The organism is Ferrimicrobium sp. (assembly GCA_022690815.1).
GTDB lineage: Bacteria > Actinomycetota > Acidimicrobiia > Acidimicrobiales > Acidimicrobiaceae > Ferrimicrobium.
Genome location: JALCZJ010000003.1, coordinates 96,263 through 118,648, shown reverse-complemented (window position 1 = coordinate 118,648; position 22,386 = coordinate 96,263). Strand labels below are relative to the sequence as shown.

Genomic DNA, 22,386 nt, shown 5'->3' with positions numbered 1-22,386 from the left:
CACGTCCGATGGTGTCCTGGGTGCTGTGCGAGCGTCGGCGAGCTTCAGGTTGCTTGACGCGACTGGGTGCAGCCTTACTGGAAATCACGCGAGTGCAGCATCGGGATACCGTCGAGTGGTAGCACCCGCGAGGCGATCACCGACCTGACCTCCCCACTGCATTGCAGCCTCCCACTCACCATGACCGCGGACGAGAGTGCTGCTTCGCGAAAACGCACCCAGGCCCCAGGGCGGAGCAGAACGTTCACGAGACCAGCCTCGTCCTCGAGGTTGAGAAAGACGACCCCCTTGGCGGTCCCCGGCCGCTGTCGATGGGTCACGACACCCGCCACCGTCACCTTGGCACCATCATCGAAGGCACCAAGCGCATCCGAACGCACCACACCCGATCGATCCAACGCCGCACGCATGAGTTCCATAGGGTGTCCATCGGTCACAAAGCCAAGTGCTCGTGACTCCATCATCTGACGCTCACCCTCGGTAAGCTCTGCAAAGTTCGGTTGTACGCCCATGGCAACGACACTAGGGAGCCCCCCGCGGTCATGGACCAACGCGCCGCTTTGCCAGATCATCGATCGCCGATGCTCACCACAGCTATCAAGCGCCCCTGCTTTGGCAAGGTTGATCATCTGAGGCTCACTGAGTTCGACACGGTCAACGAGCTCTCGCCAGGTGTCATAAGGCCCAGCGTCGATAATCGCGTGCGCCTTCGCCGTCCCAATGCCACGTACTGTATCGAGGCCAATCCTGAGGCAGACCTTGTCGCCCACACGCTGTAGCGTGGTCGCTGCTGCTCCTCGATTCACATCCGGAGGGAGCGCATGCACCCCGTGGCGATGGGCATCACGCAACAACGTCTGCGGTGACCAGAAACCCATTGGCTGCGAACGCAAGATACCCGCATAGAACGCCGCCGGGTAGTGAAGCTTAAACCAGGCGCTGATGTAGACCAGGTAGGCAAAGGATGCAGCATGGCTCTCAGGGAATCCGAAGTTCGCGAAGGCCGAGAGTTTCTGGTAGATCTCGGCCTTGGTGCGATCATCGACACCATTGGCCTCCATGCCGGCAAAGAGACGCTGCTTGAGTCGCTCCATGCGTTCGCTCGATCGCCTGGAGCTCATCGCCTGTCGTAGTTCATCGGCCTGTGCCGGAGAGAATCCAGCAACGTCCATCGCCATCTGCATGAGCTGCTCCTGAAACAACGGCACTCCAAGGGTCTTGGCGAGTGAACGTTCTAACAGCGGATGCAAGTAACGCACCTCCTCTTCACCACTGCGGCGGCGCAAATAGGGGTGAACCGATCCTCCCTGGATCGGTCCTGGCCTTATGAGTGCCACCTCGACGACAAGATCATAAAAGCATGTCGGCTTCAGTCGAGGTAGGGTCGCCATCTGCGCGCGTGACTCTACCTGAAATAGGCCAATCGAGTCGGCCCGTTGCAGCATGGCATAGACCGCATCCTCTTGAGGCAAGAGAGCGATATCAACCGAGACCCCATCGCTCGTGGCAACAAGATCAACCATTTCATGGATGGCACCCAGCATGCCGAGGCCGAGAAGATCGAACTTCACGAGTCCCATCTGAGCACAGTCATCCTTGTCCCATTGCAGGACACTTCGATCGGCCTTGCGTGCCCACTCAACCGGACACACCTCGATGATCGGGCGATCGCAGATCACCATCCCGCCGACATGGAGGCCAAGATGCCGAGGGGCGTGCTCAAGACCGAGTGCGGCCTCAGCGATGTCCGTTGGGACCGTAAGCAAGGGCTCCCCTCGATGATCGCGTGCCTCGAGTGAGGCTCGCAGCGAGCCGCGCCGCTCGATCTGGCGAGACCACTGATCGATCTGTGTCATTGGCACGCCGTACACGCGCGACGTATCTCGAAGGACCGATCGAGCACGATAGGTGATCAGGCTTGCCGCCTGAGCAGCATTCTCTCTACCGTAACGACGATAGACGTATTGGAGAACCTCCTCTCGCCTACCGCTCTCAATATCAACATCGATGTCCGGGGGGCCATCTCGCTCCGGTGAGAGGAAGCGTTCAAAGAGGAGCCCAAGGGCGACGGGATCGGCGTTCGTGATACCGAGGGCATAGCAGACGGCCGAGTTAGCCGCAGAACCCCGACCTTGGCAATAGATCCCCTCTCGACGACAGAAATCGACGAGATCGTTGACCACTAAGAAGTATCCCCCAAACCCCAGTGTCTCGATGATATCGAGTTCATAAACGAGTTGCGAGTACGCCCCCACAACACGCTCGGCATCGATAGTTCCGTAGCGCTTGGGCGCCCGTTCAAACGTTAGGTGCCGAAGCCAGGACGCATCCGTCTCGCCAGCGGGGGCCAGCGAATGTGGAAGTCCTGGAGCGATCAGGTCCAGTGGGAACCGACAGCGCTCCATCACCTCGAGGGTCTGAGCTAGTACCCCGGGGAATCGTGCAAAGTGACGGTGTTGCTCTCGCGGCGTCCGCAACCTGGGTACACCAGCGCTTGGAAGATACCCATCAAGCTCGGCAAGCTTGGCATTCGATCGGATCGCCGCCGCCACCGTTGCCATCCGTTGGCCACGAGCATCGAGGGCATGCACATTGTGGGTGCCAACGAGTGGAAGCGATCGCCGATGAGCGAGCTTGGCAAAGAAATCAGCTCGTACACCATCCAATGGATCACCATGATCGCTGATCTCGACCACCAACGCGTCGTGACCAAAGTGCTCTACCAACACATCTAAACGCGATTCAGCCGCCTTTGGCCCCTGTTCGAGGAGGGCACGTGAGAGGGGGCCTTTGCGGCAACCAGTCAAGATGACCCAACCGCCGTCAGGCTGGTTCGCCGCCAGCTGGTCGAGCGACAACGAGAACACCCCTTTCGATCCCCCTGCGAGATGACCTTCGGCAATCGTCCGTGAAAGCGCTTGATAGCCCTGGAGTGAGGCCGCCAAAACGACGAGATGTTCACCTTGGGGATCGGGCACCACCGTGCGCACCTGTGCCTCTCCAAGCGTCAGCTCGGCTCCGATAATCGGTTGAATTCCTTCCGATCGGGCTGCGGCGAGGAACCGAGGCACCCCATAGAGGCCATTGTGATCGGTGAGTGCGATGCCCGCAAGACCCGCACGGCTCGCCGCCACCACCAGATCCTCAGGCGAAACGACACCATCAAGAAAGCTAAAATAGCTGTGAGCGTGCAACTCGGCATAGCCCCCAACGCAAGACTTCTCGGCGATAGCAGCACCCGCCAGATCACTAAGATCCGGCCGTGAGATCGATCTCTCAACCCGTGGTAATAGCCCCGTCATCTAGGCAAACGCCCCCTCAAGCCACCAACGTTGTGCCTCCCTCACCACAAGTTTGGTCCCTTGCGAGGTCATCACCATAAGCCGCACATAGCGCCGACGACGTCGCTCCCACCAACGCTCAACGACAACCCAAGGACCGATCGAGGACGAGACAATAAGCTCATCGTGGCCGACAACGAGCATCACTGGCTCCCGTGTCAGCACCCCATCTGCGGTGACCTCAACCGGGGTGCCCACCGCATCGAGCAGTCGAACCTCCCGAGGGCGTCGGTAGACCAGGCTTGGGCTCACGCCGGGAAGATGACCCGGCCAAGGGGCCTGATCATCCTTCGACTGATTTGGTAGCGGCCATTGGCCACTCCAGGGCATCCAGGTTCCTCGCTCATACAGAGAACGACCGCCCTGAACAACCGGCACCAAAACTCGATCATCACCATAGAGCGTCGCCAATCGGGTGAGCGTCGCAAGCACCGCTGACTCCTTACGCTCCTGGCGGTCGAAGGTGAGCTGTCGACGGCGTAACGGCGACCACTGCATCGGCTCGATACGCACCTCGACCAACGGATCACGATGTAATCGCGAAGCCTGCTCAAACCATCGCAGTCGGGCGATCAGCTCGGTTGCCCGGACCCCATCGAGCACCTCGACCGTCTTGGTTAGTTCACCCGTCGTTGTGACGAGCGTCAAATGAGCCTTGGTGAGTGTAAGACCACGCTGTTCGGCGGTGCTGACCAGCGCGTCAAGTGGCTGCATCAGACGAAACGACAGGTGTTCGATCGTGTCACCGTCAAAAACTGTCGTCGTGCACATTGTGGTGTCGGCTGGATCTCCATCGACGACACCGATATCAGCCTCAAGACGACAGAGACGATGCCAATGCAGACCCCTGCCACCAAAGCGTGCGGCCACCGTGGATGGCTCAAGACGTTGGAAATCAGCGACTAATGTCAACCCGACCTCGCGCAACAACGTAGCCATCGACTCAGGCAGTAGCTCCTCGACACGGCGCTCACCCGCAAACCGGATCGACTCACCCGGAGGGACTCGTTGACCGAGGGTAGCTGCAAGAGAGGCAATAAAGAGAGAGTCGCCGACACCGATCTTGGGCGTCAACTGGGGGTACGTCCGAGCGAGCACGGTACCAACCACATCGACAGCGGCCACCGCTCGCTCCTCCGTCCCAAAGTATCGCGCGATCGGGCCCGATGGGATAACCACCGCGTGCCGACTGCGACGCGCGTGAGGAGAGATGTCATCAAACATCCGCTGCAGCCGCGCCAACCACTGCTCCTCGCGATAGCCATCTCGTTCTCGCAGCTCTAACTCGGGGTACCGTGCCATCGCCTCGACGCAACGCATGCCAACGACAACACCGCGTGCTTGGGCAGCCTTGGTGAATGCCGCCACACGCCCCCGATGGGCGACCGCAACGCAATCATCCTGCGTTGCCTCGACTGCGAGCAGCGCAAGACCATCAAGGTCCACGACCACCACACGTCGGGGTTGCACAAGCATCATCGTGTCAACACCGTCGGTGCGCCGATGACAAGCCCATGCTCTTGGGTCAAGAGATGCAGTGTCGGGGCCCCAAATGGGCTCAATCGACTTGGCTCAGCCCAACCAAACTCTTCGACGATCAGCGTGACATCAGGAGTGACCTGCGGTCGTTGTCGATGACCTCCAATACGACGATCCTGATCGACAACGACCAAGGCGCTCTTGCGTTCCCTCGTTCGCGCTACGAGCCGGTGCCAATGGCGATCGATGAGACGAGCCTCGAAAACGACGACATCAAAGGCGGCGATCAGCAGGGCGATCACCTGAGCCATCTCAGGGCCGTCATCGACCATCACAACTCGGCTAAGATCCCAACCGGTCTGTGCCAGTGCCATCACCCCAAGGTCACACAGGGCGGCTAGGGCGACCGTAAAACCCGCCTGTGACGTCGTACTCAGCATCTCGATCGCCGCGGTGTAGGATCCGAGACCACTCACGGCCACGACCGTGCCCGTTACCAACCCACCTTTTGGCATCAGCCCTACAAACTCGTCCTTGACCGGCAACACCGTCGATGGCTGGTACTGGGTCGCATGAAGAAGTGACGAGACAGACGACTGTGACATAGGACCATAGTAATACATCTGTTCGCTTTTCCCTCCGATACCGTGCCCGCACCCACAATGCGGACCAATACCTTGACCGTCGCGAAGAAGGCCTCTTCACATCATCAGCGTGCCGCCGTGCCTGAGGCAATCACGATCTAGGACACCTTTGGTGAGGGGATGAACCCACTCACCAGGAACACCGATGTCGTCGAGAACCAAAGGTTGTCGTCGACCTTCATTCGTTCGGAGTCATGACATCAACAACACCTAGTTGCCGTCCACACTCACCTGATCGCGAGTGTCGATCACAGGGCATCAGCGTCTGCTCAACTACATCACACGACGCTTGATCGTTACAGGTTTTCTCGTTTATGACGATTATGGCTCGCTTGGCCCACCAGATCGTGCTACGGTAAAGAGCATGCGCCGCCACCCACTGAAGTTCTCGTCCCTTTGATCAGACAGCGAAGCGACACTCAAGCCTCCTCCCTCATGGTACCGCTCAACCCGCACAGCCCTTGAGCCCAGTCCAGGGATCGCCAGCTTGTGCAATCCTTGGGTCGACGTAGGCCAGGGCTTGTGGACCCATCGTCAGCCATCTTGACAAGGAGACGAGTGAGAACATTATCTACCTCGCTACGCACGAGAGAGCGAGACTCCTCGCCGCCTTTGGCATACCCTCGCAGGCAACATGACCATCAACATCGCCGATCCGGGCACGTCATTCGCCGCCACCACGACCGAAGCGCACCGGCCATCTCCCTCATGATCATCCACAACCTCAATCACGATCACACCAAACAGAATCCAAGCTTGTTCACGATCACGTGGAGGCACACCAGGAACGTGAACAATTCATGATATGAGAGCGTCGTAAGGGCGAGATCTGCTAAGGTTTCGACATGGAGAACACCCTCCTTGACGCGTACGCCGTCTCGAACACCTTTGATGAGGTGCTCGAAGGTCCAGGCGTGCCGCGCCCTAGTTGCGTCGAACTCTATAGTGCCCTGCAGGAGCTCAACGAAGCCGAGTTCGAGCAGCGTTGTCAGGAACGTGATCTCTCGTTTCGTGACCGTGGTGTCACCTACTCGTTTGCAGGGACGGAGGCTCCTTTCCCTCTCGATCCAATCCCGAGGATCATTTCCGCGCAGGAATGGATGTCACTTGAAGCTGGTGTGATCCAGCGCGTGCGCGCTCTTGAGGCCTTCCTTGACGACATCTTTAGCCAACAGCAGATCTTCAAGGATCGCGTCGTTCCTCGTCGTCTCGTCCTCTCCTCTTCGCTCTTTCTCCGCCATGCCTACGGTCTTACACCTGCCAATGGTGTCCGCATCCATATCTCAGGTATGGATATCGTCAGGGGCTCTGATGGTGCTCTGATGGTGCTCGAAGATAACCTGAGAACGCCTTCTGGAGTCTCCTATGTTCTTGAGAATCGACGCTCCATGACACGGATTTTTCCTGAGTTCTTCCGTGGACATCGTGTACGACCGGTGGCCAACTACCCCTCCGAGCTTCTCCGAGCCCTCGTCGCCGCGGCTCCGGCCAGTGCCACCTCCGATCCGAAGGTCGTTCTGTTGACACCTGGAGTCTATAACGCCGCCTATTTCGAGCACACGTTCCTTGCTCGGCAGATGGGGGTTGATCTTGTCGAGGGCAACGACCTCACCTGCCGTGATGGCGTTTGTTATCTCCACACCACCAACGGTGATCAACGAGTCGACGTCATCTACCGACGGATCAACGACGACTTTCTCGACCCGCTGTATTTTGAACCCTCCTCACTCCTCGGCGTGCCTGGCCTCCTTACCTGTGTGCGGGCGGGCAATCTCACCATTGCCAATGCCATCGGTAACGGTGTCGCAGACGACAAGCTCACCTACACCTACGTACCCGACATGATTCGCTATTACCTGGGTCAAGAGCCAGTGCTGGCCAATGTGCCGACATATCGGCTCGAAGATCCTGAGGCACGCGCTTGGGTCCTCGGCCGACTTGACCAGCTGGTACTCAAGCCAGTGGACGCCTCTGGAGGTGCCGGCATCGTGATCGGCCCCGACGCCGATGAGCCAACACTCACCGCCGTCGGCGAGGCGATCGAGGCTCACCCTAGAGGCTGGATCGCTCAAGAGGTTGTGAAGCTCTCAACGTGCCCGACCAAAGTTGCTGAAGGCATCGAAGCGCGCCACATCGACCTGCGCCCCTTCGCCGTTAACCAGGGCGACCGAATCTGGGTGCTCCCTGGCGGTCTCACCCGAGTAGCGCTTCCAAAGGGCTCCCTGATCGTTAACTCGTCACAAGGCGGGGGCTCGAAGGACACGTGGGTACTCGACGCCTCGGCCCGCGCCGTAGATCTCGACCCCACGATCGATCACCCTGTAACCGCAAACGGCAATGGGCGACAACCAGCGACCGTCGACCATCCGCTCCAGGTCGCCAAGCAGCAGGAGTCATGACGTGTTAGTCCGGATTGCAGAGTCACTCTTCTGGCTGGGCCGTTACCTCGAGCGCGCCGATGACACCGCTCGCATCCTCGAGGTGCACCTCAATCACGAACTCGAATCGGGATCATCTGGTCCACAGCAATCCTTTCTCTCCACCCTTGGCTTCGACGAACTCGACTCCAAGCAGATGGATTCGGCAACACTCTTTGCCACACTGGGCTTCTCCGTTGAGCATCCAAACTCCATCGCTTCTTCGATCGTGGCCGCACGACGCAATGCCGGTGGTCTTCGTGAACTGCTGCCGAGCGAGGTCTACGAGGCCATCAATATCGCGGATCGCCTCTTGGTGAAGATGCCCCGTAGGTCCACCTCACTCTCTGAGTTCTTTCGCTACGTCAGACTTGCACATGAGCGCGTCGCCATCACTGTTGGCCTCTTGGTTGAGAGCTTTCCACGAGACGACGGTTGGCAATTTCTCCAACTTGGCACCTTCATCGAGCGCGTGGACATGACGTTGCGTCTTTTGAAGTTTCGGCTAGTCCTAGCACCGGAGAGCCGCGATTGGGTGACGACGCTCAAATACTGCTCGGCCTACGAGTTCTACATCCGGACCTATCACGGACAGGTGGAGCCGGACTATGTTCTTGAGTTTCTCCTCGTCGATCGTCTCTTTCCCCGCAGCGTACAATTTGGCCTTATGACTGCGGAACGCTGCCTTGAACACATCGCACCTGACACGCATCGAAGCGCCGCGCCTCCACCGGCACAACGCATTCTTGGGCAAGCCCGGTCCACCATCTCGTTTCTCGCCAGAGAAGATCTCACGACACGAATTGAGACGCTCCTTGAGGATCTCAGTCTCGCGTGCTCGCTCGCCTCGGACGCCATCACCCAGCAATACTTTGGACAGGCACGCGCTCAATCGTGGCAACGCGAGGTAGCAACGATGGCGCCACGGAGTCTACGGTGAGTTGGACGCTCTCGATCGAGCACACCTCGCGATATCGTTACACTCGGCCCTGTGCCGGTTCGTTCAACGAGGCTCGCATGCTCCCCCAATCCGATCGATCACAGTTTGTCCTGGAACGAAGCCTCACGATCACGCCGACGGCCCACATCATTGGCTACCAGGACTATTGGGGAACCCTGACACACATCTTCGAAGTCCATCAACCCCACCTGGAACTCTCGATCGTCGCTCGATCACGGGTCCAGACCGGACCCGGACCAATGCCATTGACCGATCCCCCGGCATGGCAAGACTTCGAGGATCCTATCTTCTCTGACACCTTCGCTGAATTTCTCGATCCCACCGACAAAACCGCGATCCACGATACCGATGAGACCGTAACCGTACTTGAGACGCTCCGCGCAAGCGCATCTCCACGCGAGGCGGCTCAGCTGGCGAGTGACCTTATCAATGACCGTCTCACGTACGAAGTCGGCTCGACCGCCGTCTCCACCTCGGCCGAGGAGGCGTGGGCAATTCGCAAGGGTGTTTGCCAAGACTTCGCTCATCTCGGCATCGGTTTCCTCCGTCGCATCGGGATACCCGCTCGCTACGTCTCGGGCTACTACTACCCAGACCAAGCCGACACTATCGGCGAACCCATCGATGCCGAAAGTCATGCTTGGATCGAGGCGTGGGTCGGAAGCTGGCTTCCACTCGATCCAACAAACCGAGTCGTGACACCCGAACGTTACGTCGTGATCGGCCGGGGTCGCGACTACACCGACGTTCCTCCACTCGTTGGCATCTACAGTGGCGCCGGCGATTCAACCATGGAGGTCAATGTCCGCGTCATCCGAGAGGCGTAGACCTGTCGTGTGGGCCCACCCCTTTGAGCCCGGCGCTAGGCGGACAACTCCCACAGCGAGGCATACTGGCCACCTTGGCCAATGAGGTCGTCATGGGTCCCTTGCTCAACGATCTTACCTTGAGCGAGGACGTAGATCTGATCAGCCTGTAGGAGCGTCGAAAGCCGGTGAGCAATCACCACGGTCGTTCTCCCCACCAACACCTCGTCAAGGGCGGTCTGCATCTGCGCCTCAGCCACGAGATCAAGCGACGAGGAGACCTCGTCGAGAATCACAATCCGCGGATCCTGAACGATCAATCGAGCTAACACCACCGACTGTTTCTGACCAGCAGAAAGACGAGCCCCACGGTCACCGATCTGGTAATCAACGCCCTCGTCGTGGTGGTCTAAGAAGTCGCCCAGGCCGACCATCCTGCACGCGCGCTCCACCTCAGCCGATGTCGCGTCAGCACGGACAAAGGCGACGTTCTCCGCTATCGTGCCGGTGAAGAGAAATGGCTCTTGGGGAAGATAGGCAACCTGGGAGCGATAACTCGTAAGGTCTACTTCGCGAAGTGGGATCCCATCAACGGTGATCGAGCCCCCTGTTGGATCATAGAACCTGACCAAGAGCTTCGCGATCGTCGACTTGCCAGCCCCCGTCTCGCCTACAAAGGCGATCCGTGATCCGGCGGGAACGTCGAAACTTACTGAGTCCAGCGAGGGCCGGCCTGCTTGGGGATATTGGAAGGTCACTAACCGAAAAGCAACATCGCCCCGCAACATTGGCACCGCTACTGGGTTTTGCGTCGGATGAATGGAGATATCTTGAGCCATGAGCCGACGGATCTGACGGGCCGCCACCCTGGCCTGTTGGAACTGGTCGAAGGTTTGGGAGAGCTGTTGAATTGGTGAGAAGAACTGGTTGACATAGAGTGTCGCCGCGAGCAGGGTCCCAACTGCAAGCGTATGGCTCAACACCTGCGATCCGCCATAGAGGAGGGTGAGCGCGGTGGTGACATCGGCCAACATGAGCAGGAAGGGGAAGTAAATTGATATCGCCTTTTGCGCATTCATCCTCGCGTCACGATAACCACTGCTCAACGAGTCAAAACGGTTGATGGCCTCTCCTTGGCGATTCTTGGCTCGCGACGCCCGCACGCCAGAGACCTGCTCTTGAAAGTTGGCATTGACTGCAGCGATCCGCTCGCGAGCCATCGTGTAGGCGCGGTTCGAATACCGCTGAAAGATCACACTGGCAACGATGGTCAGTGGCAGGCTCGCCACGAGAACCAGCGCAATACTCGGTGCGATCACGATCACCACCACCAACACCAAGCCAAATGATACGACCGACACCAAAGCGGTGATCAGGCCATTTTGCACGAGGTTCGAAAACGCATCCACGTCGCTGATCATGCGGGTCATGATTCGTCCCGACATCTCAGTCTCGTAGTAGTCCATATCGAGTCGGAGGAGCTTCTGGAAGATCCGAGACCGCAAAAGCAGCAGAAACTTCTCTGCGGCCAAGCCAGCAATCACCTGTTCGAGGATGACGACGACGAGGTCGACCACAGAAACAGCCCCGAGCGCAAGAGCCGCAGCAAGCACCAACGAACGCGCGTGATGCAACACGCCAACATCGATGCCAGATCGAAGCACGAGCGGCGAGGCCAAACTCAAGAGCGCATCCAGGGCAACCAAGACCGCCCCCACGACGACCCCCACCCGAATCAGTCGAAAGAGACTTCCAAACCGAAAGCGCTCGTCGATCCAGCCAAGCTCAACGCGACGATCAATCATCTTTGGAATCGTGACCGACTCTTCCTTTGTCTGCGTCGGGGCCGGGGCATCACCTGCGACCAGGGCAATCCTTGGCGTCTCGACGATGGTGTCACTCTCGCCGCTCATGAGTTCACGATAGGCAGGTTCGGTTGCGAGCAGCTGCTCATGGGTTCCAGTCGCAAGGATCCGACCACCCTGCATCAGCACAATGCGATCGGCCAAGTGCAGGGTCGAGCGACGATGGGCGATGAGAATCATCGTTCGTCCACTTCCAGCCGCTCCAATCGCCGCCAGAATCTCTGCCTCAGTCGCGGGGTCAACCGACGACGTGGCATCGTCAAGAATCAGAATCGGGGGTGATCCTAGCAACGCACGGGCGAGGGCGATCCGTTGGCGCTGACCACCCGAGAGTCGGACACCCCGTTCGCCGACGACGGTTTCATAGCCCAGCGGCAATTGACGAATGAAGTCATCAGCGTGCGCCGCCTCGGCGGCTTGCACGATCTCGGCATCGGAGATGTCCTTCCGACCGAGAGCGATGTTGGACCGAATTGTATCTGAGAAAAGGAAACTCTCCTCGAAGACGATGCCGATCGACTGGCGCAGTGACGTGAGATCCCATTGGTTGACGGGCACACCATCGATGGTGAGAGCACCACGTTGGGGCTCATAGAAGCGAGGTACGAGCAGTGCCAGTGAGGACTTTCCTGATCCAGAGGCCCCGACCACGGCAACCGTCTCGCCACGCTCAATCGTGAGATTCAGTCCATCGAGCACCGGCACCCCGGGCTTGTAAGCAAAGGCGACGTCCTCGAACTCAATGGTGCCCTGGACAGCAACTGGAACGTAGGGGTTCGCTGGTTGAACAATCGCCGGATTGGTGTCAAGGAGTCCGAAGATCCGTTCAACTCCAGCTCGAGCCTGTTCAGAGAGGGCAACTAACACCGAAAGCTGACGCACCGGAAGGATCAACTCTACGATGTAGGTGGTGAAAAGAAGGAAAGCTCCGATGGTGAGGTCGCCATTGATGGCGGCATACCCACCGATCCCGATCACCAACGCCTCGGTGACCAGCGGCACCAGCTGCAAAAATGCTTGCAGTTTTGCCTGCCTCCAAATCGTCGCCACGCGTGCTCGGTACAGGCGCGTCGCCCTGTCATGGAGGCGATTAAGTTGCACGTCCTCAAGGGCTGAGCCCTTCACGACAGCGATGCCTCGTACCGTCTCTTCAACAACCTCGTTGACGGCGCCTTTTTCCTTTTGAGCAATGAGACTCACGGGGAAAATCTGCTTACGCAAGCGAATCGACGCTACCCCGATAATGACCAGGGATACAGCCACTATCAGGGCAAGTGGCCAATAAACCACCGCCATCACCACCATTGAAAGCAGTGCCAAGAGGGCATTGCCGAAAAGTCGTGGGAGGAATGACAAAAGACCCTGGATGAGCGAGACATCGGCATTCGCTTCGGAGACGAGCTGACCGGTCTGCAAGCTGTCATGGGCGGCGAAGTCAATCCGCTGGAGGTGGTTGAAGATCCGGGTTCGCAGGTAGTGCTGCACCCCGAGGGCAAGGCGTCCGCCGAAGTAGCGACGCAGGAACGCCAACCCAAAGGCAGCCAAGGCCAAGGCGATGAGGCCAACGAGCCAACCGTTCTCGGCGTGATGACTGCTGAGGCCATCGACAAAAGCTTCCTCAAAGATGGGGACCAACAGCGTCGCAACAGTACCAAGAATCGAGGTGGACAAGGCGATGATCAACTCCCTGCGTTGGGTCAGCACTACGCCGAGGAGTCGCGACATCCACCCTTTTGCCAACCTGTTACCACCTTATAAGTTGCTAATTACAACCACCCTAGCCGCTGAGGGCCTCGAAATGAGCTCAAAGGTGCGCGACAGGAATCTGACCCATACGCCCCGCCTGGAAGTCAGCAATCGCCTGTTCCAGCTCTTCTCGTGTGTTCATCACAAAGGGCCCGTAGTGAGCGACAGGCTCACCGATTGGGCGACCGCCCAGGATGACCACTTCGGCATCGATCTGGCCTGGATTCGCGATTGAAAAAAAGTCACCCTCAGCAAAGACGGCGAGTTGGGCCGCCTGGGCATCGATTCGGGTGGAGCCGTATTGAACGCGACCCTCCATAACGTAGGTCAAAAGGTTGAACGCACGGGGCCAATCGAGGCTGATATAGGCACCAGGGTGCAGCGTTGCGTGAACCATGTTGATCGGTGTATACGTGACCCCAGGTCCTTGCACCGGATCGAGAGAACCAGCGATGACTCGCAGCTCGACATCCTTGTGTGGGCTCGTGCCACGGCCGACCTGCGTGTGGCCGATATCTTGATACCTTGGATCAACCCACTTTTGTCTGGACGGCAAATTCACCCAGAGTTGCAGCCCGTGAAACAGTCCCCCAGTGACCACGAGCTGCTCAGGAGGTTGCTCAATATGGAGAATGCCTGCCCCCGCCGTCATCCATTGGGTGTCCCCACGTCCGAGACTACCACCGCCACCGATGGAGTCTTGGTGAATGAATTCACCTTCCATCATGTAGGTCACGGTCTCGAATCCCCGGTGCGGATGCCACGGCGTTCCCTTGGGTTCACCCGGCCCATAGTCGACCTCGCCCATCTCGTCCATGTGGACGAACGGATCCAGCTCCGACATGGGCACACCGGCAAAAGCCCTCTTCACAGGAAACCCTTCGCCCTCGAGGCCACTTGGCGCCGTCGTTAGACGACGCGGAAGTCGCTCAACACGGCCCTCCCCTGTCGTCGCCGTCACGACTGGGGTATTCACGAACTCTACCGATTCCATCGCACACCTCGAATCTCATTGCAGCTGCAACTATTATCCTAGCAGCTGCCGTGGGTTGCCAGGGCGTTCTAGCGGCCCCATTCGGCACGAAAGCGCACGCGACCCGGGACGAGCGTCGTCCTCCGGAACTCGACCAACTCATGGTGAGAATAGGCGCAACGCTCTACGACCAACACCGGATCATGCCCCGTGATGCCGAGCAGCTTCGCCTCCCGATCCGAGGGAATCGCAGCCGAGACCTCATCAAATCCAGCAGTGACGGTGATCCCAGTTCCCGACTGCAGCACCGAGTATAGAGAGCCAGCCTGCGTCAAGTCAACATCGTCAAAGCTCAAGGCGTTCACCCGCGGGAGATAGGCTCGCTCAAGTGCAAAACTCTCATGTTGTGAACCACGTAATCGCTCGATAAGAAAAAACTCATCCGAACCCAGCGCGAGGCGAGCCGCTAGCTCAGGATCACGTACCGACCCTTTGCCAAGCAGCCGGGCAACCTCCTCGAGGCCTGACTCGGCGATCCTCCCGGCCAGGGAAAATCGATGGCTGCGCAACGAATCGAAGCTCTCGCGAGCAACGACAAACGTCCCTTTGCCTTGGCGCGCCTCTAGATAGCCTTCTGAGCGTAGGTAGCGAATCGCCTCACGAACGGTCGACCTGGAGACCTTGAACTGCTCAACCAGCTCCGGTTCGGACGGAAAACGACCATCAAAGTCCCCGACTTCGATACCCTCTCGCAACGCCTCAGCAAGCTGAGCCCACAGCGGTAGCCCCGAATCGCCATCCAATCGATGCTCTAGCACAAATCATCATCCCTACTCAGCACCGGCCATCCCCATACGTCGTGATCACTGCACTGAGTTTACTTTGTGCGAACGGCGGAGGAGAAATGACCACTAGCTGGGAGCTGAAGTTCAGACATTGGGCGAAACGAACGGCGATGTTCAACAGAGGGACCCAACCAAGAGAGACCGAAGCGATGGCGTGGTGAACCGTAACCCTTGGAGGCTCTAAAATCCCAAAATGGCAGCTCAGCATCCAACATGATCATCCACTCATCCCGTGCCAACTTCGCGGCGATCGAGGCGGCTGCAATCAACGGATGGGTTCGATCCCCACGGACAACCATAACGGCTCCGGCGTCAGCCAGATAGTTGGCTGCTCCATCAAGCAACAGCTGATGATCGTCAATCCCAGTTACTAGTTGGGGGCCAAGATCCACGAGTGCTCGCCCTGCTGCGAGCGCGAGCGCCTTGGTCAATCCTTTAGCATCGATCTCATGGGCAGTCGCAGATCCTAGACCAAACACCAATCCGGCATCGACGAGCCGAGCAGCCATCACCGATCGTCGCTGTGGCGACAACGCCTTTGAATCGTAATAACCATCATTGTCGCGTCGCCTCAGGATCTGTGAGGCGACTTCGATGTCACCGCTGGCTGCTCCAACGACAAGCGGGCCCGCCCAGGCACCTCGTCCTACCTCATCCACTCCAATCGACATTGGACCAAGGTTAGCGTCTCGTATACCTACGTTCTCGTTGGTTCCCGACGAATCCAAGCAGGATACCCGATGCACCAACGACGGAGTAACCGCAGGGCTGCACATCGAGGAATAGTTACCAGCGTTCCTTGCCCGGCCGCATCCATCGTGACAGACGCAGGCTGAGACGAACAACATCCGCCAACACGAGACAGGTATGACCAGGAATCGGCAAACTGCAAAGGGGCGGCGCTGGCTGCTGATGACGTACGCACCGCTTTAGGCAAAGGGATTAGCACTTTAGCAACGACAGCGACCGTCGGCCCTTCGTTGCTAAGCTGTCTCACGTGTCCAAGGGCTCCAACGACGTCGCGTACCTAGTTTTACAGGGGGACCCTGCAACGTCGAAAACTCGACTGCGTGATGTGCTCTCCCAAGATCAGCGCCAACGACTCACGCGTTATTGTCTCGAACGCGTCAAGCAAGCTGTCGGGACGAGCGACCTCTACATGCTCGCCGAGAACCACGCTGCCGCCGCAGAGGGGACCCTGCTTGGGATACCTTCGCTACTGCAGCAGGGCAGTGAACTCAATGAGGCGCTCACACAAGCGGTAACCTCGACCGCACTTGGACGCTATCGGGCGATTGCCATCATCCCGAACGACCTCCCCTTTCTTACCAGCCTCACCACCTGTGAGACTCGCCCATCACCCCAGTGTCTCATCACCCCTGATGCCCACCTCAGTGGGACAAACCTCCTCCGCGTCCCTACCTCAATGCAGGCTCCACGCTTTGCATTCGGTGACAACTCGTTTTTTTCACATCTCGAGCTTGCGGCTGCGGCTGGCCTTGCCATTGAGGTTCACCCATCTTCTGGTGCCTTTGACATCGATACGGCTAGCGACCTCGTCCTCGCACGAGAGACGTTCCCGCACGCAGAACTCTGGAGCATATTGTGACCTCACAACGCGATGGGTTCGCCTCTTACCTGGTAGCTCAGAATCACGACACCACCGTTGATCTCGTCAATCCTGGCGTCGTGCTCGCCATCGGTGCACATCCTGACGACGTTGAATTTGGTTGCGGGGCAACCCTGGCGAAGTGGTCACAACGGGGCACCGAGGTTCATGTCGCGATCTTGACGGATGGACGTCGAGGAACTTGGAATGTAACCGAGGATCAGCTCGCACTCGCCGTCACCCGCGAAGCGGAGGCCAAGCGTGCCGCAGCCATTTTGGGGGCAACAACACTCAACTTCTACCGACAAATCGACGGTGAACTCAAGATGGCCGCTGAGATAGTGATGCAACTCGTTGCACTTATGCGTTCACTTTGCCCTGACGTGGTCATCACCCACGATCCGTGGAAACGCTATCGGCTTCATCCCGACCATCGTGTCACCGGCGAGATCGTCATCGATGCACTGGTAAGAGCCCGTGACGCGACGTTTTGGCCAGAGCTCTCGTCAACCCCCGCCCGACCAAACAATCTTCTGCTCTTTGAGGCCGATGTCGAAGACCATCACGAGACCCTCAGCCAGGAACACCTGACGACCAAGGCCGAGGCACTCGCATGCCACCAAAGCCAGTACCAATCGAGCTACGGATTACATCCCAACGCACCCGATGCAACGGAACAGCTCCTAGCCCGCCTCAGCGATGTCGCTCGTGACCCAGCTAGTGCCACCTATCAGGAGCACTTCAAACGAATCACCGACCTCTGATTGGCCCTCACCATCGATCAGGCGAGCTCCAATCCTGCTCTGCCTACAATCGTTCAGCCTACAATCGTTCGGCCTGCACTCGCTGGGTCTGCACTCGTCCGCCCCTCATGCGTACATCGGCTATGAGCTCCTGGATGTCATGACAACCTCAGGGGTCTATGGGCGAGACTCAATTGACGAGGCGCTCCTTGCCCTCCCAGTACGGCGCACGAAGCTTAAACTTCTGCAGCTTGCCGGTAGCCGTGCGAGCAAGTTCATCGCGGAATTCGATTGACGTTGGGCACTTGAAGTGCGCTAGCCGTTCACGGCAGAACGCCTGAAGCTCCTCCTGAGTTGCGCTTACCCCGCTTTTCAACACCACCAATGCCTTGACCGTTTCGCCCCACTTTGGGTCGGGAACCCCAATGACCGCCACTTCGGCGACTGCTGGATGCTGGAAGAGTACGTCTTCAACCTCGATCGACGAGACGTTCTCACCCCCAGTGATGATCACATCCTTCTTTCGGTCAAGAATGCGGAGGTAACCGTTCTGATAGGTTCCGCCATCACCGGTGTGAAACCAACCGCCCGCCAGCGCCTTTGCCGACTCTTCCGGCTGCTCCCAATATCCCTTAAAAACCTGATTACCCTGGGCCAACACCTCACCATCAACGTCTTCGGCAATCCGGACTCCGATACTCGGCGTTCCAGCCATCGAAAGCTTGCGAGCGAGCTCTGCTGGCTCCAACGTGTCCCACTCTTTCGGTCGTCGATTGACGGTGAGCAAAGGTGACGTCTCGGTCAGCCCATAGATCTGAATAAACTCCCAGCCAAGTTCGCCTTGGATGCGTTCGATGGTGCGCGACGGTGGCGGGGCACCGGCAGCGACCACACGCATGAGATCACGCCCTGGGATCGTTCGACCTTCGCTTGATCGCTTCTCAGCACCCCCCAAGGTCGCCGCCCAGACCGCTGGAGCGCCGCACGCCAGCGTGACACCTTCGTTTTCGACGTTGGAGAGGATACTCTCGCCATCAATCTTGCGCTGCACCACGTGGGTCCCGCCCATGCCGGTGACGGCATAGGGCATCCCCCAACCGTTACAGTGAAACATTGGTAGCGTATGCAATAAGACGTCTCGGTCAGTAACCGTCGTATGCCAACCAAGCGTGGAGGCATTGAGCCATGCGTTACGATGCGTCATCTGCACACCCTTAGGCCGAGACGTTGTGCCCGAGGTATAGTTGATCGAACAGGCGAAATCCTCATCACCTGCCCACTCTGGCATCGATGCCCCTTCTTTGAGAGGTGCAAACAGCTCACTGTCCTCGACGCCATCCATGATTATCCGGTGCTCGACCTCGACCTTGCCGAAGATCTCGGCGTACTCTGGATCGATCAGTAGCAGCCGGGTGCCTGAATGGTTGACGATGTACTGGACCTCGTCAGCGTTGAGTCGATAGTTAATCGGAACAAGGATACGCCCGTATCCTGACACCCCGAAGTACGAGATCAGAAACTTGCCCGCGTTCGGCGAGACGATCCCAATCCGGTCCCCTACCTTATAGCCCATGGCGTCCAACGTCGAAGCCATACCTTTGACGCGCTGACCAATGTCGGCATACGTCAACCGGCCGAGGGCGCCCTGCACCTCCGGATCGTCGACGAGTGCAAGCTTGTTCGGAAAAACCTCTACGGCCCGGTACAAGAAATCCAAGACATTGAGTTCGACTTTCATAGCTCCCCCTCCTACGAACTATGTCTACTGTAGCATGCACCGATGACGCGATGCGATTCACAATCCAGTGAATCGGGGAGAGCGACGCTCACTGAAGGCTCGCAAGCCCTCGTCATAATCGGAACTGGAGAAGATTGAGAGTCGCTCCTCTTCGCTTAAACGCCCCTCCATGGCCGCTTTTGCAGCCGCAATCGAGCGTGGGGCAAGAGCCGCGATATCGCTCAATGTGGCGGCCACTGCTTCGCTCGAGGGAAACGACACCGTCACGAGCCCGATGCGAAGCGCATCAGCGATCTCAAGCCGCCTCGCTGTGGCGATCATGTCAAACGCCTGTGCAGAGCCAACACGTTCACGCAGGCGCAAAAGCGCACCATCTGGGTAGGCGGTTCCCATGCGCGCCGCAGGGATTTGAAATCGTGCTCCCTCGACCGCATACACCAGATCACAGGCGACGGCGATGCTGACCCCGCCTCCGAGGCAGTAGCCTTCGACAAACGCGACGACCGGCATTGGCAGCTGACGAGGTATCGACAGCGCTGCCTCTGTGCGCTCATCGTAGGCGATGGTGTCGGCTCCACGCCGGTGTTCACCGAACTCGCTGAGGTCTGCACCAGCACAAAACGCGCCGTTAACTCCGCGAATGGCAACAACGCGTATCGCGCGATCGGTGCCAAGACCATGCAAGACCTCCGCCAGCCGATTCCACATGTGAATCGACATCGCGTTGACGCGATCAGGGTTATCGATCCAGACCGTGGCTACCTTTGTCGGGGCATCCACCTGGGCATAGATCGCACCTGGCATCTCAGGTGAGCTGCCCTTCAGGCTCACGATCGTCCTGATCGGCTGACGATAGCCCTGCATTATTATCATCTGCGCCTTGCGTGCGAGCAGGTGCCCCGTCGGGCTCGAGATCACTGAGCTTGGACGGCCACCAACTCCACCGACCCAACAACACGACTGCGGAGGGAACGAGCAGCGTCCGCACCAAGAAAGTATCCATCAAGACGCCGAGCGCTAACGAAATTCCGATCTCCTCCACCTCCGCCTGTCCAGCGGAAGCTAGACCGAGCACCAAGAACGTGCCCGCTAACACCATGCCAGCAGAGGTCACCGCCGGACCAGTGGCTCCAATCGCAGCGACAACCGCTTCCTTCACCGTGTGATGATGAGACTCCTCGCGTATTCGAGTCATGACCAGGATGTTGTAATCCTCTCCCAACGCCAACAGGAAGAGGAACAGCATGAAGGGCAAGATAAAGATCAACCCACTATGGCTCCCGATCTTCATAAAGATCAACACCGCCACACCAAGAGCGGCGAAGAAGGAGAGCCCGACGCTCACCACTAGGAACACCGGGGCCACGATCGATCGCAACACCAGCGCCAACAAGATGGCGATGATCAAAATGACCAACGGTACGATGTGGACTAGGTCATGATTCGACGCTGCTGAGACGTCGTACGAAGCCGGCGCCTCCCCTGCGACACCTGACTTGGTGGCGCCAACCTTGTTTGCCAAATTGGTCGTGAAGGAACGAATCGATGGCACGGCATTGATCGCCGGATTCTGCCCAGGCGAACCGGCCCGAAGCGTCGTCTCAAAGAGCACCTCGTGTCCATTTTTACTGATGTAGTTGCTTGTCGCCCGATAGAGCTGGTAGGCCCCGCCAGTGACCAGATGTTGCGTTGGCACCTGTGGCAGATTTGATGCCGATCCCAGCACCGCATGAAGCCGCTCGAGATTCGACGTCGCAAGGTTTACACCCGCTGGGTTGAGCGCGCCATCAACCTGGGTGAACAGCGATGAATGCGAGATATCGTCCTGCAATGTCGTCAATGTTCCCACGTGATCCCAAATCGGTGACGAGAAGCGGAAGATCAACTCGGTCGGATTAAACGAGGCTTTAGGAAAATACTTCGTGAGATCCTTGTTGCCGTAATAAGCGTTCGTACCCGAGGGTGCCGACGCATTACTTGCAAAGCCGGAGGGACGATTCAGCGGAGCGAAGAGAGCCAAGACGCCGAAGAAGGCCACACCAACAAGCAACGTCGCTGCCGGTCGCATCACCAACCGACCCGCAACCCTGCCCCAGAGTCCGTACTTGACTTCGGACCGCTTTTGAACCTTACGGCGTGGCCAAAACGCCGCCCGGCCAAAGATCGCAAGGAGCGCTGGCTGAAGGGTAAGACCTGCGAGCAACATGAGAAAGACCGCGATGGCAAGCGGATACCCAAGGCCACGATAGAAACCAAAGGTGGCGGTGATCAGCATGAGAACCGCTGCTATAACGGTCAGCGCCGAGAAAGTGATCGACTCGCCGACTTTTGCGAGGGCGTGCTCTACAGCCTCGCGGGTAGAGCGCCCTCGATCCAACTCCTCACGCGTTCGGAACACCAAAAACAGGCCGTAATCGGTACCGGCACCGAGGACAAGCACGATCATCAACAGCTGCGTAACGCTAGAGACCTGATAATGAAGGACCGAGGTCAGCCTAGCCACCACTGGACCTGCAAGCAGCGAGACGATAAGAGCAGGCAACAGGGTGAGAAACGGTGCGAGCACCGACCTGAAGACAATGAACAACAGCACCAGGATGAACAGCACCGAAAAGCCCTGGGTTGCGCTGGCGCTGGAATTGTTCTGGTCGGCTTGTGCGACCGCGGTCGCCACCGTGCCCGCGAGGTGTACTTGGAGCCCCGCAGGGGCGGGACTGGCCTTCAACTTGGCCGCCATGTCATTGACAAGCGTCTTAATACCAATATCATCGAACTGTGACGTCGACGATACGACTTCGATCTGCTCCGCCTTCTGATTAGCCGAGATTGCTGCCACGTTCGACTTGACCACCGATGGCACCGTCTTTAATTGCGCTGCCAGTGTGCTCAGATAGGCGGAATCTGCCGATGTAAGCGCAGCGTGTGGACTATCAGCTATGACCACCACCGTAGAATCGGTACTCTTTTGAAACACGTCGGCAAGTTGTGCCGCCTTAATCGAAGGAGAGTTCGTAGGCAAAAAGTTTGAGAAGTTATTTTGGACGACCGATCCGATCGAGGGCAGGAAGGCCAGCGCTGCGATGAGACCCACAATCCATACCACGACAATCGCGTACTTAAAACGGACCGTGAACAACCCAAGACGCTCGAAGAAACGACTCAACGTAGACTCCCATCGATAGATGTCTTTCTGCCAGAGGGGACAACCTCAGCCGACCA

The 22,386-nt window shown here is 58.3% G+C and carries 15 protein-coding genes; 5 read left to right on the top strand and 10 right to left on the bottom strand.

What is annotated here, in order from left to right:
- Positions 1–74: 74 nt before the first annotated feature.
- Genes MP439_01820 through MP439_01810 form a run of 3 tightly spaced genes read right to left on the bottom strand, consistent with a single transcriptional unit; the run spans position 75 to position 5,425 of the window.
- Positions 75–3,302: an error-prone DNA polymerase gene (locus MP439_01820; GenBank protein MCI2974802.1), complete on the bottom strand. Its 3,228-nt coding sequence runs from the start codon at positions 3,300–3,302 to the stop codon at positions 75–77.
- On the bottom strand, positions 3,303–4,820 hold the full coding sequence (locus MP439_01815; GenBank protein ID MCI2974801.1) for a hypothetical protein: 1,518 nt from the start codon (positions 4,818–4,820) through the stop codon (positions 3,303–3,305). It abuts the gene before it with no gap.
- Positions 4,817–5,425, bottom strand: coding sequence for a hypothetical protein (locus MP439_01810; protein ID MCI2974800.1), 609 nt, complete (start codon positions 5,423–5,425; stop codon positions 4,817–4,819). The genes MP439_01815 and MP439_01810 overlap by 4 nt, the downstream gene beginning before the upstream one ends.
- 884 nt (positions 5,426–6,309) lie before the next feature.
- Between MP439_01810 and MP439_01805 the strand changes: the two genes are divergently transcribed.
- The 3 genes from MP439_01805 to MP439_01795 are packed head-to-tail and all read left to right on the top strand — an operon-like array spanning position 6,310 to position 9,669.
- Positions 6,310–7,863: a circularly permuted type 2 ATP-grasp protein gene (locus MP439_01805; GenBank protein ID MCI2974799.1), complete on the top strand. Its 1,554-nt coding sequence runs from the start codon at positions 6,310–6,312 to the stop codon at positions 7,861–7,863.
- A gap of 1 nt (position 7,864) precedes the next feature.
- The gene (locus MP439_01800; protein MCI2974798.1) at positions 7,865–8,821 is read left to right on the top strand and encodes an alpha-E domain-containing protein; all 957 of its coding nucleotides are present in this window, start codon (positions 7,865–7,867) and stop codon (positions 8,819–8,821) included.
- Positions 8,818–9,669, top strand: coding sequence for a transglutaminase family protein (locus MP439_01795; GenBank protein MCI2974797.1), 852 nt, complete (start codon positions 8,818–8,820; stop codon positions 9,667–9,669). Before MP439_01800 ends, MP439_01795 begins: the two co-directional genes overlap by 4 nt.
- 35 nt (positions 9,670–9,704) lie before the next feature.
- Here MP439_01795 and MP439_01790 read toward each other — a convergent pair whose 3' ends face one another.
- The 4 genes from MP439_01790 to MP439_01775 form a co-directional block, all read right to left on the bottom strand.
- Positions 9,705–13,238, bottom strand: coding sequence for an ABC transporter ATP-binding protein/permease (locus MP439_01790; protein MCI2974796.1), 3,534 nt, complete (start codon positions 13,236–13,238; stop codon positions 9,705–9,707).
- Positions 13,239–13,317: 79 nt separating this feature from the next.
- Positions 13,318–14,253 carry a pirin family protein gene (locus MP439_01785; GenBank protein ID MCI2974795.1) on the bottom strand — a complete coding sequence of 312 codons (936 nt, stop codon included), beginning with the start codon at positions 14,251–14,253 and terminating at the stop codon, positions 13,318–13,320.
- 68 nt (positions 14,254–14,321) lie between these two features.
- A complete protein-coding gene (locus MP439_01780; GenBank protein ID MCI2974794.1) occupies positions 14,322–15,050 on the bottom strand; it encodes a GntR family transcriptional regulator in 729 nt (242 codons plus the stop codon).
- A 59-nt stretch (positions 15,051–15,109) separates the two neighbouring features.
- Positions 15,110–15,748 (bottom strand): hypothetical protein, encoded by a 639-nt coding sequence (locus tag MP439_01775; protein ID MCI2974793.1) that lies wholly within the window; start codon positions 15,746–15,748, stop codon positions 15,110–15,112.
- A 326-nt stretch (positions 15,749–16,074) separates the two neighbouring features.
- Between MP439_01775 and MP439_01770 the strand changes: the two genes are divergently transcribed.
- The gene (locus MP439_01770; GenBank protein MCI2974792.1) at positions 16,075–16,686 is read left to right on the top strand and encodes a hypothetical protein; all 612 of its coding nucleotides are present in this window, start codon (positions 16,075–16,077) and stop codon (positions 16,684–16,686) included.
- Positions 16,683–17,450, top strand: coding sequence for a PIG-L family deacetylase (locus MP439_01765; protein ID MCI2974791.1), 768 nt, complete (start codon positions 16,683–16,685; stop codon positions 17,448–17,450). The genes MP439_01770 and MP439_01765 overlap by 4 nt, the downstream gene beginning before the upstream one ends.
- Positions 17,451–17,619: 169 nt before the next feature.
- Here MP439_01765 and MP439_01760 read toward each other — a convergent pair whose 3' ends face one another.
- Genes MP439_01760 through MP439_01750 form a run of 3 tightly spaced genes read right to left on the bottom strand, consistent with a single transcriptional unit; the run spans position 17,620 to position 22,330 of the window.
- Complete coding sequence (locus MP439_01760) at positions 17,620–19,167, bottom strand: AMP-binding protein (protein MCI2974790.1); 1,548 nt, start codon at positions 19,165–19,167, stop codon at positions 17,620–17,622.
- Between the two features lie 57 nt (positions 19,168–19,224).
- On the bottom strand, positions 19,225–20,031 hold the full coding sequence (locus MP439_01755; GenBank protein MCI2974789.1) for an enoyl-CoA hydratase-related protein: 807 nt from the start codon (positions 20,029–20,031) through the stop codon (positions 19,225–19,227).
- A complete protein-coding gene (locus MP439_01750) occupies positions 19,973–22,330 on the bottom strand; it encodes an MMPL family transporter (GenBank protein MCI2974788.1) in 2,358 nt (785 codons plus the stop codon). Before MP439_01750 ends, MP439_01755 begins: the two co-directional genes overlap by 59 nt.
- Between the last annotated feature and the right edge of the window lie 56 nt (positions 22,331–22,386).

Coding starts and splice junctions, on each gene's coding strand:
- MP439_01820 (MCI2974802.1), bottom strand. CDS start 3,302: ATGACGGGGCTATTACCACGGGTTGAGAGATCGATCTCACGGCCGGAT.
- MP439_01815 (MCI2974801.1), bottom strand. CDS start 4,820: ATGATGCTTGTGCAACCCCGACGTGTGGTGGTCGTGGACCTTGATGGT.
- MP439_01810 (MCI2974800.1), bottom strand. CDS start 5,425: ATGTCACAGTCGTCTGTCTCGTCACTTCTTCATGCGACCCAGTACCAG.
- MP439_01805 (MCI2974799.1), top strand. CDS start 6,310: ATGGAGAACACCCTCCTTGACGCGTACGCCGTCTCGAACACCTTTGAT.
- MP439_01790 (MCI2974796.1), bottom strand. CDS start 13,238: ATGTCGCGACTCCTCGGCGTAGTGCTGACCCAACGCAGGGAGTTGATC.
- MP439_01785 (MCI2974795.1), bottom strand. CDS start 14,253: ATGGAATCGGTAGAGTTCGTGAATACCCCAGTCGTGACGGCGACGACA.
- MP439_01775 (MCI2974793.1), bottom strand. CDS start 15,748: ATGTCGATTGGAGTGGATGAGGTAGGACGAGGTGCCTGGGCGGGCCCG.
- MP439_01760 (MCI2974790.1), bottom strand. CDS start 19,167: ATGAAAGTCGAACTCAATGTCTTGGATTTCTTGTACCGGGCCGTAGAG.
- MP439_01755 (MCI2974789.1), bottom strand. CDS start 20,031: ATGCAGGGCTATCGTCAGCCGATCAGGACGATCGTGAGCCTGAAGGGC.